This is a genomic window from Flavobacterium sp. 2755 (assembly GCF_031455715.1).
Taxonomy (GTDB): domain Bacteria; phylum Bacteroidota; class Bacteroidia; order Flavobacteriales; family Flavobacteriaceae; genus Flavobacterium.
In genome coordinates, this window is sequence record NZ_JAVDTG010000006.1 from 32039 (window position 1) to 49037 (window position 16999).

The 16999-nt window shown below is 36.6% G+C and carries 8 protein-coding genes; all 8 read left to right on the top strand.

Features of this window, described 5'->3' with window-relative positions; all coding sequences use genetic code 11:
- The first annotated feature begins 31 nt into the window (after positions 1-31).
- Positions 32-3136, top strand: coding sequence for a TonB-dependent receptor (locus J2Y38_RS15010; RefSeq protein ID WP_309844005.1), 3105 nt, complete (start codon positions 32-34; stop codon positions 3134-3136).
- Positions 3137-3148: 12 nt separating this feature from the next.
- The gene (locus tag J2Y38_RS15015; protein WP_309844009.1) at positions 3149-4729 is read left to right on the top strand and encodes a RagB/SusD family nutrient uptake outer membrane protein; all 1581 of its coding nucleotides are present in this window, start codon (positions 3149-3151) and stop codon (positions 4727-4729) included.
- An 18-nt stretch (positions 4730-4747) separates the two neighbouring features.
- Positions 4748-5602, top strand: a complete 855-nt coding sequence (locus tag J2Y38_RS15020) for a hypothetical protein (RefSeq protein WP_309844010.1) — start codon at positions 4748-4750, stop codon at positions 5600-5602.
- A gap of 94 nt (positions 5603-5696) precedes the next feature.
- On the top strand, positions 5697-8183 hold the full coding sequence (locus J2Y38_RS15025) for a glycoside hydrolase family 2 TIM barrel-domain containing protein (RefSeq protein ID WP_409025144.1): 2487 nt from the start codon (positions 5697-5699) through the stop codon (positions 8181-8183).
- A gap of 120 nt (positions 8184-8303) precedes the next feature.
- The gene (locus J2Y38_RS15030; RefSeq protein WP_309844013.1) at positions 8304-10703 is read left to right on the top strand and encodes a TIM-barrel domain-containing protein; all 2400 of its coding nucleotides are present in this window, start codon (positions 8304-8306) and stop codon (positions 10701-10703) included.
- 305 nt (positions 10704-11008) lie between these two features.
- Positions 11009-13015, top strand: coding sequence for a glycoside hydrolase family 97 protein (locus tag J2Y38_RS15035; RefSeq protein WP_256636349.1), 2007 nt, complete (start codon positions 11009-11011; stop codon positions 13013-13015).
- A 139-nt stretch (positions 13016-13154) separates the two neighbouring features.
- The gene (locus J2Y38_RS15040) at positions 13155-14726 is read left to right on the top strand and encodes a GH39 family glycosyl hydrolase (protein WP_309844015.1); all 1572 of its coding nucleotides are present in this window, start codon (positions 13155-13157) and stop codon (positions 14724-14726) included.
- Between the two features lie 38 nt (positions 14727-14764).
- Positions 14765-16999 (top strand): glycoside hydrolase family 3 C-terminal domain-containing protein, encoded by a 2235-nt coding sequence (locus J2Y38_RS15045; protein ID WP_309844018.1) that lies wholly within the window; start codon positions 14765-14767, stop codon positions 16997-16999.

The following is a 16999-nucleotide window of genomic DNA, read 5'->3' on the forward strand; positions in this document are numbered from 1 at the left end:
CTAACTTAATTTAAACCAACTCTTATTTACTATGAAAAGCAAATATTGTATTAAAACAACAATGCTCTCGTTTTGCACGACGCTGTTGTTTAGCTTATTTATGATGCAGTCGGCTTTTGCTCAGGCACAATCCCGATCTGTGAATGGAATTGTAACATCGGCTGTTGACGGAATGGGCGTTCCCGGAGCATCGGTCTCTGTAGAAGGAACAAAAATTGGCGCCGCAACCGATTTTGATGGAAATTATAAAATAGAAGCAAAAGCAGGAGATGTTCTTGTTTTTACTTTTATAGGATTTAAAACACAGAAAGTAACAGTAGGAGCTCAAAAAACTATCAATGTTACCTTACAGGAAGAAACAGCAGAATTGAAAGAAATTGTAGTTATCGGGTACGGAACACAAAAGAAAAAGGTAAATACTGCCGCAACTTCATTAGTTTCAGGAAAAGATATTCAGCAGGTTGCCAGTCTTGATGTTGTAAATGCTTTACAAGGGCAGGCATCTGGGGTTTCTGTAACTTCATCTTCTGGGCAGCCCGGAGCCAACATGGTGGTAAACATTCGTGGTGCGGGTACAGCAGGAAACAGCGATCCGCTATATGTTGTCGATGGAGTTGTTGTTGATAACGGAATTGGATATTTAGATCCGTCAGTTATTGAAAGGGTTGATGTTCTTAAAGATGCTTCGGCGGCTTCTATTTACGGTGCAAGAGCAGCAAACGGAGTTATTTTGGTAACAACCAAAAAAGGAAAAGACGGAAAAATGAATGTTTCCCTAAATTCATATACAGGTTTTCAGCAAGTTGCTAAAAAACTGGATTTAATGAATACGCAGGAATACACCACAATTGCAAACGAAGCTCGTGTAAATTCTGGTTATGCGCCATTATACACACAAGCACAAATTGCTGCATTTCCTAATCACGACTGGCAGGATGATTTGTTTAATGAAGGAGCAATCAAACAAAATCATTCCCTTTTAATTACCGGAGGAGATAAAAAATCGACTATCGCAACGGGACTATCTTACTACGGACAAGAAGGAATGATTGGCGGAGTAGCCAATCAATCACAATATGATCGTATTACTTTTAGTGTAAACTCAACTTCAGAAGTTATTGAAAATCATTTGAAAATTGGAGAAAACTTCACTTTTGCAAATGTAAAAAGCAGCGGAATTGCGGATGACGGAATTTACAGTAACGGAATCAGAAGCTTCTTAAACGCAGCGCCAATCGATGCCGCGTATGATGCAAACGGAGATTTTGCACATTCTGTTATTTCAGCAGATATCAGCAATCCGGTTGGATCTTTATACTATAACAACTTCAATCAAACGAAGAACAATCGTTATGTTGGGAACATTTTCGCAGAATTAAAATTCTTCAAAGATTTTACTTTCAGAACTAGTTTTGGTGTTGATATGACGGATAGTAATTTCCGTTCTTTCAGACCTGTTTATTCTCTTTCTTCAAACGATAATAACACCGTTTCGAGCGTAACTCAAAGCGCTACGAAAAGTTCAGGATGGATTTTTGAAAACACTTTGCAGTATAAAATTACAATTGCAAACGCTCACAACTTTGATGTTTTAGTAGGAACATCGGCAAAAAAGAATACTTCTGATTATATGGAAGGGCAAGGAAGAAATTTAATTTTTGATGATTTCGAACATGCCTATCTGGATAATGCCAAAGATCCAACATCGAATGTGGTAAAAGGAAATCGTAAAGATTATGCGATTCAGTCTTACTTCGGACGTTTGTTATACGATTATAATAATAAATACCTGTTGTCTGCAACAGTTCGCCGTGACGGATCTTCAGAATTTGGACCAAATAACAAATATGCTGTTTTTCCATCTTTCTCTGCAGGTTGGAATCTTGACAAAGAAAACTTCTTGTCCTTTTTATTCGCAGAAAAAAATGGTTTAAATACTTTAAAATTTAGAGGAAGCTGGGGACAAAATGGTAACGATCAGTTTGCAAGACGTTTTGCATACATGTCAACCGTAAATTCAACAGACAAAACATATCATTTCGGAACTGGTGATGAAACTTTATTAGTAGGTTCAAGCCCGGATCAATTAGCAAACCGTGATATAAAATGGGAAACTTCAGAGCAGTTAGACTTAGGTTTTGATGCAGTATTGTTTAACAACTTTACTTTAACATTCGATTATTACGATAAAAAAACAAAAGACTGGTTAGTTTTGGCTTCAATTCCAACTTACGCTGGAGCAACTGCACCTTATATTAATGGTGGAGATGTGAGCAATAAAGGTTTTGAAATTGGTTTAGGATATAGAACTCATATTGGAAAAGACTGGAACTTCGGAATCAATGCAAACCTTTCGCGTAACCAAAATAAAGTGCTTAGAATTGCGAACAACGAAGGAATTATTCACGGAGAAACAAATGTATTGTTTCAAGGTTTAGACGAAATGAACCGTGTTGAGGTTGGAAAACCAATGGGTTATTTCTACGGATTAAAAACCGACGGAATTTTCCAGAATGCGGCAGAAGTTGCAGCGGGCGTTCAGCCAAATGCACAGCCGGGAGATGTTCGTTTTGTGGATTTGAACAATGACGGAAAAATTGACGCCAATGATAAAACTGAAGTTGGAAATCCAAATCCGGATATCAATTATGGTGTAAATCTTGAAGTTTCATACAAAGCTTTTGATTTCTCTATTAATACTTACGGAATTGCCGGAGGACAAAACGTTTTTGGAGTTCACGATTATACTCGTGCTTATACCAACAATACAACTGATATCTTAAACAGATGGACAACGGAAGGATCTTCAAACAGAATACCAAGAGTTACTTACGGAACTGACGCTAACGGAAACTATACTAAATTCTCTGATTTGTACATTCAGAATTCTGATTTCTTCAGAATCAAAAATGCTACAATTGGATGTGACTTAACAAAGCTGACAAACAAACTTAGTTTCTTCACTAAATTCAGATTATATGTTGCCGGAAATAACATTTACACATTCACAAAATATCAGGGAATGGATCCGGAAATTGGTTTTGGAAACGTAAACCAGTCTTGGGCTAAAGGAATTGATGTTGGATATTACCCACAGCCGCGTACGTACATGATGGGTCTAAATGTTAACTTTTAAATTATGAAAACAATGAAACTATATATAAAACTATTTGCTCTTTCAAGCCTATTTATGTTAGGTTCTTGTTCGGAGGATTTTTTGGAAAATGAACCATATACAGATAAAGTAACCGAGAATTTTTATAAAACTCCATCTGATGCTTTTGAAGGATTGGTTGCTGTTTATGATGTATTGCAGCGTGAAGCGTACGGCGGACCTTTATTAGTGAGTGAACAAGCTTCTGACGATTGTTTTGGAGGTTACGGAATTGCCGACGGTCAGGCCGATATTGAATGGGACCGTTTTTTATATGTGTCTGATAAAGATATGAATAAAGATATTTGGGCTAATGCTTATTTAGGAATTTACAGAGCCAACATTTTATTAGAAAATCTGGACAAAGTAAACTGGGGAGCAGACACGGCTTTGAAAACGCGTTACGAAGCAGAAGCTCGTTTTTTAAGAGCACACTTTCATTTTACAGTAGCTAAAATGTTTGGAGATATTATTCCGCTGGATCATACCGTAACAACAAGTGAGTTTGAATTACCAAGACAATCTCCGGAAGTTACGTATGCTTTAATTGCAGGAGATTTAAAATTTGCAGCAGATAATTTAGGACCTGAAAATTATTCTCAAAACGGAAATGCTAATTTCGGACGTATCACAAAATGGGCTGCCGAAGCATATTTAGCCAGAACATTTTTATTCTACACAGGAGTTTACAACAAAACAGATTTAGCTGATGTAGTAACAAAAGCGCAGGTGGTAACTTATATTAATGATGCAGTAAATAACAGCGGACACGGTTTAGTGCCTGATTTTGCTAATCTTTGGTTAGCCGCTTCTTTAGCAAACTTTGTTGGAGAAGATAATACCGAAATGGTTTGGGCAGTTCGCTTTAACGGTTCAGGAAAAGGAAACTGGGATTTACACGAAGGAAACCGTTTTCAGGTAAACATTGCACCGCGTGGTGGAGCAATAGGAAAATATGCAACTGGATGGGGAGGAGCAACAGTAAATCAAAAACTGGTTGCTGCCTACAGTGCAGCTGACACCAGAAAAGCAGCTTCGTTCATTGATTATGTGGGTGAAAATCTAAATTTTGATGCACAAGCTAGAGAGCAGCGTCAGTACACAGGATATTCCTGGAAAAAATACTGTCCAATAACCAATGCAGCAGGAACAAGTGTAGTAGAAGCAAATGGAGGAAATTTCCAAATTGATAACTATCAGGATTATGCGATTATTCGTTTTGCCGATGTATTATTAATGGCTGCTGAATTAAACTTGGAATCAAACCCGGCTTTAGCGCAGACAGATTTAGACAGAGTTCGTGACCGTGCATTTAAAAACACTACAAACAGAGTTACGGCTAATATAGCAAACATCATGAAAGAGCGTCAGTTAGAATTGGCTCTTGAAGGACTTCGTTATTTCGATTTATTGAGACAAGGAATGCCTGCAACGAAACAAGCTATTGATAACAACACTGGAGATTCTCAGTTTAATGTGACTTTCAGAACAGAAACGCAAGGCTGGTTTCCTTTACCGCAATCTCAGGTAATACTTTCAAACGGAACTATTACTCAAAATCCAGGCTGGAATTAACTTTAAAACAAAATGATTATGAAACGCATATTATATATAGTATTAGCTGCAGTAACTATTGGTTCGACGTTATTTTCATGCGAGCCTGTAGAAGACAGAGACAGTTTACCTGCAGTAACTTTAACACCGTCAACGCTTAAGTTTTCGGTAACGCAGAATCCTGCGAATACCAACGAAGTTATTTTGACAAATCCTGATCCATCAGTAATTCCATATTGGAAATATGTGGACAGCAACGGAAACGAATTAGGACATTCAAATAAAAGCAGTGATAAAATTGCATTGCCATTTGCCGGAAAATATACTGTTTATTACACCGCTTATACAAGAGGAGGTTCTGTAGAAGCCGCTCCGGTTGAGGTTACCGTAACAGAAAATGATGAAGAATATTTCAGCAACCCAAAATGGGGCATGCTGACAAATGGAGTAACGGGTAAAAACTGGGTTCTGGATTTTATAGATCCTGTAGGATGGGCAGGTTTAGATTATCCTGCAGCATCTGGAGACAACTGGAACTGGTTTCCGGATTATGCAAGCAACTCTTGGGTAATGCCAAATAAAAACTGGGGCGAAATGCATTTTGACCTAAACGGAGGTTACAATACAACCGTAATACAAACCGCACTTGCAAGCGCACAGCAAACGACTAAATCAGGAACATATAACTTCGACATTGCAAACAACAAGCTAACTTTTAACGGAGGAGTTGAAATGCTTTACGGAGGAGATTATTATGGGGATGTAAGCAACTGGTATAGTGTAAAAGTGGTAGAATTATCAGCAACATCATTACGTTTAGCCGTTATCAGAGATAAAAGCAGAACCGGAGAAGGTGTTTGTTTAATCGTTTTTCACTATAAGCCTAAACCATAATACATTATAAAAAAGAAAACTACCGGTAGGGGATCGATACAGACACCTATCGGTATGTTTATATTTGTTATACAAACCACAAAAACTACTATCTATGAAAACCACATTTAAATATCTAAGCAGATTTTCCATATTGATTTTTTCTGCGATGTTTTTATTAAGTTCCTGCAGTAAAAAAGAAGATGCTTTTGCAAACCGAAAAATCTCTTTTAATGCGGACTGGAGTTTTCATTTAAATGATAGTTTAACAGATAAAGATACCATTGGAACTTCAACCAAATGGAGAACTTTAGATGTTCCGCATGATTGGAGTATTGAAGGCAAATTTGATGAGGAAAGCCCAGCAGGGTATGGAGGTGGATCACTAAACGGAGGTTTAGGTTGGTATAAAAAAACTTTTAAAATAGCAAAAGAAGATATAAATAAAAAAATAGCAATAACCTTTGACGGCGTTTATAAAAACAGTGAAGTCTGGATAAACGGACATTATTTAGGAAAACGTCCAAACGGATATATTGGCTTTCAATATGAACTTTCGCCATACTTAAATTATGGAGAAAAAACCAACGAAATAATTGTAAAGGTTGATAATTCAAAACAACCGAATTCTCGTTGGTATTCAGGTTCGGGAATTTTTAGAAATGTCTGGTTAGAAACTACAGATAAATTACATGTTGAAAATTGGGGGACTTATGTTACAACTCCAAAAGTTACTGCTGAAAAAGCTTTGGTAAATATTGAAACTCGAATTCAAAATGATCATTCAGATTCGAAAAAAGCAACAATTGTAACTACTATTTATAAAGACGAATCAAAAGTAACTTCATTTACTTCGCAAATAACACTTACTGCAAAAAGCGGCCTATTATTCAATGATAAGGTTGAAGTTGAAAATCCGATTTTATGGTCAGATGAAAAACCGGAATTGTACACAGCAGTTACCGAAATTTTAGTTGACGATAAAGTGGTTGATCAATACAAAACTAACTTCGGAATCAGAGAATTTAAATTTGATTTGAACAAAGGTTTTATTCTGAATGGAGAACAAGTCAAAATCAAAGGAGTTTGTATGCACCACGAGTTAGGTCCATTAGGTTCTGCCAACAATACGCGCGCGATTGAACGTCAATTAGAAATTCTGAAAGAAATGGGTGTAAACGGAATCAGAACTTCTCATAATCCGCCTGCTCCCGAACTTTTAGATTTATGTGATAAAATGGGTTTCATTGTAATGGATGAAGCTTTTGACATGTGGAAACAGAACAAAACCAAATACGATTATGCAAATGATTGGGATAAATGGCATAGACAAGATTTGAATGATCAGCTTCGTCGTGACCGTAATCATCCAAGTATTTTTATATGGAGTATTGGAAATGAAATTCCAGAACAATGGAGTGAAACCGGAGTTGAAATTGCAAAAGAATTGGCAGAAATTGTTCGTATAAACGATAAAACCCGCCCGCTTACAGCAGCCATGAATCCGCCGGTAAATATGAATATTGATGCCGTAACATTACAATTCGAAAAGAAGAATGTTCAGTTTAATGCTATTGCAAAATCTGGTATTTTAGATTTAATCGGATATAATTATGCGCATCAAACCTATGAATATCATCAAAAGAATTTCCCAAACACACCATTTATAGCAACCGAAACAACTTCAGGTTTAGAAACTCGAGGTTATTATGATGCCGTTTCAGATACTATAAAAAAATGGCCGGTAAGATGGGATCTTAAATTTACAGAAGGAAATCCCGGAAACACCGTTTCAGCTTACGATCAGGTTCAGGCACCTTGGGGTTCAACGCACGAAGCAACCTGGAAAGTCATTAAAAAACACGATTTCCTTTCGGGAATGTATATCTGGACAGGCTTCGATTATATCGGAGAACCAACCCCATACGAATGGCCATCGGTAAGTTCGTATTTCGGAATTGTAGATTTAGCCGGTTTTCCAAAAGATGTTTATTATATGTACCAAAGTGAATGGACAGATAAAACCGTGCTTCATATTTTTCCGCATTGGAACTGGAAAGCCGGACAAACTGTAGACGTTTGGGCATATTATAATAATGCCGATGAAGTGGAACTTTTCGTAAACGGAAAATCAGTTGGAAAAAGAAGCAAAAAAGGAGACGATTTACACGTAATGTGGAGAATTCCTTTTCAAGCGGGAACATTAAAAGCAGTTTCTCGTAAAAACGGAAAAACAGTTTTAGAAAAAGAAATCAAAACAGCTGGAAATCCTTCCCAATTAAAACTAACTGCAGACAGAAGTACCATTAAAGCTGACAAAAATGATTTGTCGTTTGTGACCGTAGATATTTTAGATGATAAAGAAACCCTGGTTCCAAATGCCAATAACGAAATCAACTTTTCATTAACAGGAAACGGAAAAATTGTTGGAGTTTGCAGCGGAGATCCAGTAAGTCACGAATCGTACAAAGGAAATAAACATACTGCTTTGGCTGGGAAATGTTTGGTAATTGTTCAGTCTGGCGATAAAACCGGAAGGCTGGAATTGACAGCAAAAGCAAACGGATTAAAACCCGCAACAATCGTAATCACAACAGAATAAATTTTTGAAATTTTAAATATAGCCACAGATTAAAAGGATTAAAAAGATTTAAATCTGTAAGAGAAAAGAAAAAAAATCCTTTCTAATCCTTTTAATCTGTGGCAAAAAATAAAGTAACCAATGAAAAACTCAAAACTAACCACATTACTTTCTGCGTTTATGTTTGGATTTCTTGTCATGCCAAAAGCATCGGCGCAAATCCAAAATGCAGATGTGTTAAACGCTCCAATAGATATCAGCAAAGACTTTCAGAATTACCTGAACACGTTTTATTTTGCCGATGAACTGGCTTCTTTCGATCCTGCAACTGGAAAAGGAACTATAAAATATTTGAGATATAATTATAAAACACGTCAGGCTTTCAACAACATGATGATGAAACCAGATGTGGAAAAAGCAAACGAATTTCCAACAACAGAATATGAAGAATCTCCTATTTTACCATTCGAAATCCAGTTTGTTTCAGACAGAACCATCAGAATAAAAACTACTTCGGGTCCGCAGTTTCATCCACAAAAAGAATCCTTGATGCTAGTTGACGGCGTTGCGCCAAATCATCCTGAATTGTGGAAATATTCTAAAATCGAAGGCGGACATAGTTACACAAGTAAACACGGAAAAGTTGAAATTTTGACCAAACCGTGGCACGTAAAAATCTACGATGAAAACGGAAAATTGCTGACAAGCACACTTCACGATACTGATTTTAAAAACAGTTATACGCCAACACTTCCGTTTTCTTACGTTCGCAGAAACAGCGATTATTCAAGAAGTATGGGCGCAGCTTTCAGCTTAGAACCAGACGAAAAAATATTTGGCTGTGGAGAATCATTTACCCAATTCAACAAACGCGGACAAAAAGTAGTTTTATGGACAGATGATGCTAACGGAATCCAGAATGAAACCATGTACAAACCAATTCCGTTTTACATGAGCAGCCGCGGTTACGGCGTTTTCATGCATCATTCCACACCAATTACAGTTGATTTTGGAAAATATTTTGGAAGTGCCAACGAAATGTACATTGGTGATGACGAAGCTGATTTGTTTTTCTTCATCGGAGAACCAAAAGACGTTTTAGATCAATACACCAATTTAACCGGAAAAGCTGCCATGCCGCCACTTTGGTCATTTGGTTTTTGGATGAGCCGTATTACTTATTTCTCTGAAAAAGAAGGAAGAGAAGTTGCTAAAGATTTGCGTAAATACAAAATCCCAACCGATGTAATTCATTTTGATACAGGTTGGTTTGATGTTGACTGGAGAAACAATTATGAGTTTGCAAAAGCACGTTTCCCGGATGCAACAAAAATGATGTCTGATTTAAAAGAAGATGGTTTTCATGTGTGTTTATGGCAATTGCCTTATTTCACACCAAAGAATACTTTGTTCCCTGAAATCATGGACAAGAACCTTGCGGTAAGAGATAGAAAAGGAAATCTTCCTTATGAAGATGCTGTTTTAGATTTCTCAAATCCGGAAACTGTAAGTTGGTATCAGGGAAAATTGAAGAAATTATTTGACGAAGGAGTTTCAGTTTTCAAAGTTGATTTTGGAGAAGCAGCTCCACCAGACGGAATTTACCATTCAGGAAGAACAGGTTTTTACGAACACAATTTATATCCGTTACGATATAATAAGGCTGTCGCCGAAATTACACAAAAAGAAAAAGGATATACTTTAATCTGGGCAAGAAGTACTTGGGCAGGATCGCAGCGTTATCCGTTACATTGGGGAGGAGATGCCGAAACTTCAAACGGAGCAATGTCGGCAGAATTACGCGGTGGACTTTCATTAGGTCTAAGCGGATTCAGTTTCTGGAGCCATGATGTTGGAGGATTTGCTACAAAATCTCCGGAGAATTTATACCGAAGATGGGCACCATTCGGAATGTTTACTTCACACGTAAGAAGCCACGGAGAGCCTCCGCGCGAGCCTTGGTTATACAGCAAAGATTTCTTAGAAGGATTTAGAAAAGCAGATAATATGCGTTACGAATTAATGCCGTATATCTACGCTCAGGCAAAAGAAAGTTCTCAAAAAGGTTTACCAATGATGCGTGCTTTATTTGTAGAATATCCAAACGATCCGGGAGCTTGGTTAGTGGATAATGAATATTTATTCGGTTCAAGTATTTTGGTTGCTCCGCTTTTTGAAGAAGTAACGGAAAGAGACGTTTATCTTCCGGAAGGAACTTGGATCGATTATCAAACTAAAAAAGTGTACCAATCTGGGTGGCATAAAATTAAAGCCGGAGAAGTGCCAATCGTAGTTTTGGTAAAAGACGGAACAGCATTGCCTCACATTGGTTTAGCACAGTCTACAAAAGATATGGACTGGAGTAAATTAACGTTGAAAGTTTATGCAAGCGACAAAACAACTTCGGCGACAGCCAAAGTATTTTTACCAAATGACACAGCAGTTCAGGAAATAAAAGTGACCAAAAACGGAAACAATTTTGACGTAACTGCAAACCCATTAAACGGAAAAACCACTTTTAAAACCGAGTGGATAAAATAAAAAGTTTGCCACGAATTACACGAATTTCCACGAATTAAATTTGTGATAATTTGTGTAATTCGTGGCAAAAAACAGTCACAAATTAGAAGAATTAAAAAATCTGTTTAAATCTGCAGAATCTGCGTGAAAAAATAAACACAAAGAATTAAAAAAAAATCATTTTAATCTGTGAATCCCGATAGCTATCGGGAGTGGCCTAAAAAACAATCCCAACAAGGGATAAAAATAGTTTTTGTTGAGTTTCTAAATCGGGCGAAAGCCTTGCCAACGCCCGATTTATTAAAAAATGAATTAAGAAAAATATCATGAAAAAACACCTGATTCTTCCCGCTTTATTACTTTCAGTTTCGATTGGATACAGTCAGAAAAATAAAAATGCGTACGAACTAGCATCGCCAAATGGGCAAAATAAAATCAAATTTGAGTTAGTAAAAAATGCTCCGAAATATGCCGTTTCACACGGAAAAACCGAAGTTATTACACCATCAGATTTAGGATTTTTACTGAAAGGAAATGAAGATTTTAGTACCAATTTTGAAATTAAAAATGTCAAAAACTCCACTTTTGATGAAACCTGGGAACAAGTTTGGGGAGAAAAGAAAAATATTAGGAATCACTACAATCAGCTTTCTGTAGAATTACAGCAAAAAACAGGAAACAAACGTAAACTGGAAATTCAGTTTAGAGCTTTCGATGACGGAGTTGCCTTTCGATATGTATATCCAAAACAAAATGTAAAAGACAGTATTTTCATTATGGATGAAAAAACGACTTTTAATTTAAAAGAAGATGGAAAAGCATGGTGGATTCCGGCAAACAGAGAAAACCGTGACGAATATTTATTTGAAGCTGCACCGGTTAGCAAACTGGACACGGTCTTAACTCCGCTTACAATAGAAAGCAAAAGCGGATTAGCCTTAAGTTTTCACGAAGCCAATTTGATTGATTATGCCAGCACAACTTTGGTAAATAATGAAGGAACACAATTAAAAACAGATTTAGTTCCTTGGGCAGACGGTGTAAAAGTTCGTGTAAAAGATACTTTTACTTCATCTTGGAGAACGATTCAAATTGGTGAAAAACCAGCAGATTTAATTATGTCTTATTTGATTTTAAATCTAAACGAACCAAACAAATTAAAAAACACAAACAGCTATTTCAAACCTTATAAATACTTAGGAATTTGGTGGGGAATGCATATTGGGAAATATACTTTTTGGGAAAGCGATAAACAAGGCGCAACCACAAAACACGCCGAAGAATATATTGATTTTACGGCAAAAGAAGGGTTCCATCATTTATTGATCGAAGGCTGGAACAAAGGCTGGACGCCGGGCTGGTATGAAAACAGAATGCACATGTTCAGTTTTACCCAAAACGCAGACAATTTTGACTTAGAAAAAGTAGTTGAATACGGAAAGAAAAAGAATATCGAATTAATTGGTTATCACGAAACAGGTTCAAACCTGATTAATTACTTAAAACAAGTTGACGAAGGTTTTGCTTTATACAAAAAATTAGGAATTCATACCGTTAAAATTGGTCACGTAGGTTCAAAATTAAATATGAAACAAATGCACTTCGGGCAGTTTGGAGTAAATTATTTCAGATATATTTTAGAAAAAGCGGCACAATATGATTTAGCTGTTTTATATCACGAATCGATAAAAGATACCGGAGAACGCAGAACTTTCCCGAACATGGTTTCTAGAGAAGCAGCGCGCGGACAAGAATACAATGCGTGGAGCGAAGGAAATCCACCGAATCATTTAAGTATCATTCCGTTTACAAGATTACTTTCTGGACCAATGGATTTTACACCGGGAATTTTTGATGTTGAGGTAAAACAAGGTTATCCTGGAAAAAGAATTCAGGGAACAGTTGGTCAGCAATTGGCGATTTATGTAACTACTTATTCTCCAATTCAAATGCTTGCAGATTTACCTGAAAATTATGAAGGGAAACCAGCTTTACAATTCCTAAAAGATGTTCCAACAGATTGGGAAGATACAAAAGTATTAAACGGAGAAATTGGTCAATACATCACAACTGCTCGTAAAGATAGAAATAGCGCTGATTGGTTTTTAGGAAGTATCACAAATGAAAATCCAAGAGAATTGGAAATTTCGCTTTCATTTTTAGATAAAAACGCCACATACGAAGCTCAGATTTATGCTGATGCAGAAGGAACAGATCAAAAACACAATCCCGAAGCAGTAGCAATTTCGAAGAAAACCGTAAAAGCGTCTGATTCGCTAAAATTAAAATTAGGCGGAGCGGGCGGAACAGCAATTCGATTTAAAAAACTGTAATTTGTAGATATAGAATATCTCCCGATGCATCGGGATTAAACCTGTCGGGTTTACTCAACATTATCAACACAACGATTACACGCAACGAAATTCGTAGAGACGCACAGCAGCGTCTAACACAACGTAATTCCGAACAGATATGAAAAGAATTTTTATACTACTGGTTTTAATTCATTCAATCCAAATTATTGGACAAAATAACAATACTGAAAACCGAATCATAAAAGTCGACTACAATAAAGAAGCAGGAAAATTAAACACCATGTTTAAAGAATGCATCGGCGCCGGAAGAGCAAACGAAGGTTTACGTGCCGACTGGCAGCAGCAATTAGCATTGGTTAAAAAAGAATGCGATTTTAAATACATCCGAATGCACGGTTTATTGACCGATGACATGGCCGTTTATCGAGAAGATGAAAAAGGAAATCCCGAATACAATTTTCAATATGTCGATGTTTTGTTCGATTATATTGTAAGCTTAAAAATGAAACCTTTTGTAGAATTAGGTTTTATGCCAAATGCTTTAGCAAGCGGAAAAGAAACCATTTTTTGGTGGAAAGGAAATGTAACGCCTCCAAAAGATTATAAAAAATGGGAAGATTTAATTCAAAATTTGACCCAGCATTTTACAGAACGTTACGGAGCAGAAGAAGTAAAAACATGGTATTTTGAAGTTTGGAACGAACCGAATTTATCACCGGGTTTCTGGACAGGAACACAAGCCGACTATTTCAAATTATATGAATATGCGGCGCGTGCAGTAAAAAATGTAAATAAAGAATACAAAGTTGGCGGTCCCGCTACTGCGGGAGCGGCGTGGGTTCATGAAACAATTGATTTTTGTGCGAAGAATAACGTTCCAATCGATTTTATTTCAACACATACTTATGGCGTAAAACACGGATATTTGGATGAATTCGGAACTTCGGGAACAATTTTAAGTCAGGATGAATTCAGCGTAAGCGGAGATATTTTAAATTCAAGAAAACAAATTGCAGCTTCGGCAAAACCAAATCTGGAATTGCATTATACAGAATGGAGCACTTCATATACTCCGGCAGATCCAATTCACGACAGTTATCATTCCGCAGCGTATATTTTGCAGAAAATAAAACAAGTTGGTAATGCAGCAAACTCCATGTCGTATTGGGTTTTTACCGATATTTTTGAAGAAGCCGGGCCAAGATTTACACCTTTTCACGGCGGTTTCGGATTATTGAATACGCAGGGAATTAAAAAGCCAGCCTATTTCTCGTATTATTTGATGAACAAATTAGGAGAAACAGAACTTCAAAACACAGATAAAAATTCGTGGATAACTAAAAATGAAAAAGGTGATGTACAGCTTTTATTCTGGGATTTTACCAATACACATCCGGGCGATAAAGTTTTAAATCAAACCTATTATTTACAGGATTTACCATCAAAACCAAAAGGAATTGTAAAAATCGAATTAGACAATCTGGTAAAAGGAAAATATAATCTGGAAATCTATAAAGTAGGTTATAAAACACACGATGTTTATGCCGATTATCTGGGAATGAAAAGTCCAAAACAGTTAAGTAAAGAACAGGTAAAATTGCTTAAAGATAAAAATAACGATTGTCTGCTTTCTACAGAAAAAATAAAAATAGATTCAAAAGGAACCTTCAATAGAGATATTTCAATTAATGAAAATGATGTTTATATGTTTAGATTTGTAAAACAGTAAACTAACTATAAAATCTAAAAACTAAAAAACCACAATCAATGAAAAACAAATTTATATACTTCTCAGCAGCATTGGCAGTGATGCTGTTTGTTTCGTGCAAAAATGAAGTACAAAATTCAGATGCTGAATCAGCTCAGAAAGAATATTTAGGAAAAGAAATCGGTACAGAACATGATGCCGAAATAGATAAATTAATTTCTCAAATGACACTTGAGGAAAAAATTGGAATGCTGCACGGTAATAGTATGTTCGCTAATACAGGTGTAAAACGTTTAGGAATTCCGGAATTAAAAATGGCCGACGGACCGCTTGGTGTTCGTGAAGAAATTTCTCGTGACAATTGGGCTCCGGCGGGATGGACAAACGATTTTGCAACTTATTATCCGGCAGGCGGCGCTCTGGCAGCAACATGGAATGCAGAAATGGCGCATACTTTCGGAACTAGTTTAGGAGAAGAATTACGTGCGAGAGATAAAGACATGTTACTTTCTCCGGCAATCAATATGGTAAGAACGCCGCTTGGAGGAAGAACTTACGAATACATGTCTGAAGACCCGTTTTTGAATAAAAAAATCGCCGTGCCTTTAATTGTAGGTTTACAGGAAAAAGATGTAATGGCGTGTGTAAAACATTTTGCGGCAAACAATCAGGAAACCAATCGCGATTATGTCGATGTACAAATTGACGAGCGTACACTTCGCGAAATTTATCTTCCTGCTTTTGAAGCTTCTGTAAAAGAAGCCAAAGCCTACAGTATAATGGGCGCTTACAATAAATTTAGAGGAGAATATTTATGTGAGAACGATTATATGCTCAATAAAATCCTTCGTGATGAATGGGGATTTAAAGGAATTGTGGTTTCAGACTGGGCTGCGGTGCATTCTACAGCAAAATCATTGAAAAATGGTTTAGATATTGAAATGGGAACACCAAAACCGTTCAATGAATTTTTCTTAGCCGATAAATTAATTGCTGCGGTTAAATCTGGAGAAGTTTCTGAGAAAGAAATTGATCTTCATGTAAAACGTATTTTACGAGTTTTATTCCAAGTTAAAGCAATGGGCGGCGGCGAACGTGCAAAAGGAAGCATCGCAACCGAAGCACATTATCAAGATGCCTACAAAATTGCTGCAGAAGCGGTAGTTCTATTAAAAAATGATAACAACGCATTACCTTTAAAACTAGACGGAATTAAATCAATCGCCGTAATTGGAAACAACGCCACAAAGAAAAACGCTCTTGGCGGATTTGGTGCCGGAGTGAAAACAAAAAGAGAAATTACACCGCTTGAAGGTTTAAAAAACAGACTTCCATCATCCATAAAAATCAATTATGCCGAAGGTTATTTAGAGCGTTACGACGAAAAAAATAAAGGAAATTTAGGAAACATAACTTCAAATGGCCCTGTAACGATCGATCAGTTAGATCCGGCAAAAGTTCAGGAAGCGGTTGAAGCAGCTAAAAATTCTGATGTTGCCATCATTTTTGCAGGTTCAAACCGTGATTACGAAACAGAAGCTTCAGACCGTAGAGATTTGCATTTGCCTTTTGGACAAGAAGAATTAATTCAGAAAGTATTGGCTGTAAACCCAAAAACAATTGTAGTTTTTGTTGCCGGAGCACCTTTTGAAATTGAAAATATCAGCAAAAAATCTCAAGCTGTAGTTTGGTCTTGGTTTAACGGTTCTGAAGGAGGAAATGCTTTAGCAGATGTATTATTAGGAAAAGTAAATCCATCTGGAAAATTACCTTGGACAATGCCTAAAGCGATTATGGATTCTCCTGCGCACGCCACAAACAGTTTCCCCGGAGGAAAAACAGTAAATTATGCCGAAGGAATTTTAATAGGATACCGTTGGTTTGATACTAAAAATATTGCGCCTTTATATCCTTTTGGTTACGGATTATCATATACAACATTTGGTTTTGAAAATGCTAAAGCAGATAAAACTGATTATGCTCAAAATGAAACAATCTCAGTTTCTGTTGAAGTAAAAAACACAGGAAAAGTGGATGGAAAAGAAGTCGTTCAATTATACGCTTCAAAATCAGGTTCTAAAATTACCCGTGCAGCTCAGGAATTAAAAGGATTTGCAAAAGTATTGGTAAAAGCTGGAGAATCACAAACCGTTACTATTAAAGTTCCTGTAAAAGAATTAGCTTATTATGATGTTGCTGCGAAAAAGTGGACAGTTGAGCCAGGAAAATACACTTTAAAAGTGGGGAATTCTTCAAGAGATATTAAAAAAGAAATTCCTGTAACAATGAAATAA

Excerpts from the sequence above, each read along its gene's own strand:
- J2Y38_RS15010 (WP_309844005.1), top strand. The coding sequence starts at position 32 with ATGAAAAGCAAATATTGTATTAAAACAACAATGCTCTCGTTTTGCACG.
- J2Y38_RS15015 (WP_309844009.1), top strand. The coding sequence starts at position 3,149 with ATGAAACTATATATAAAACTATTTGCTCTTTCAAGCCTATTTATGTTA.
- J2Y38_RS15020 (WP_309844010.1), top strand. The coding sequence starts at position 4,748 with ATGAAACGCATATTATATATAGTATTAGCTGCAGTAACTATTGGTTCG.
- J2Y38_RS15025 (WP_409025144.1), top strand. The coding sequence starts at position 5,697 with ATGAAAACCACATTTAAATATCTAAGCAGATTTTCCATATTGATTTTT.
- J2Y38_RS15030 (WP_309844013.1), top strand. The coding sequence starts at position 8,304 with ATGAAAAACTCAAAACTAACCACATTACTTTCTGCGTTTATGTTTGGA.
- J2Y38_RS15035 (WP_256636349.1), top strand. The coding sequence starts at position 11,009 with ATGAAAAAACACCTGATTCTTCCCGCTTTATTACTTTCAGTTTCGATT.
- J2Y38_RS15040 (WP_309844015.1), top strand. The coding sequence starts at position 13,155 with ATGAAAAGAATTTTTATACTACTGGTTTTAATTCATTCAATCCAAATT.
- J2Y38_RS15045 (WP_309844018.1), top strand. The coding sequence starts at position 14,765 with ATGAAAAACAAATTTATATACTTCTCAGCAGCATTGGCAGTGATGCTG.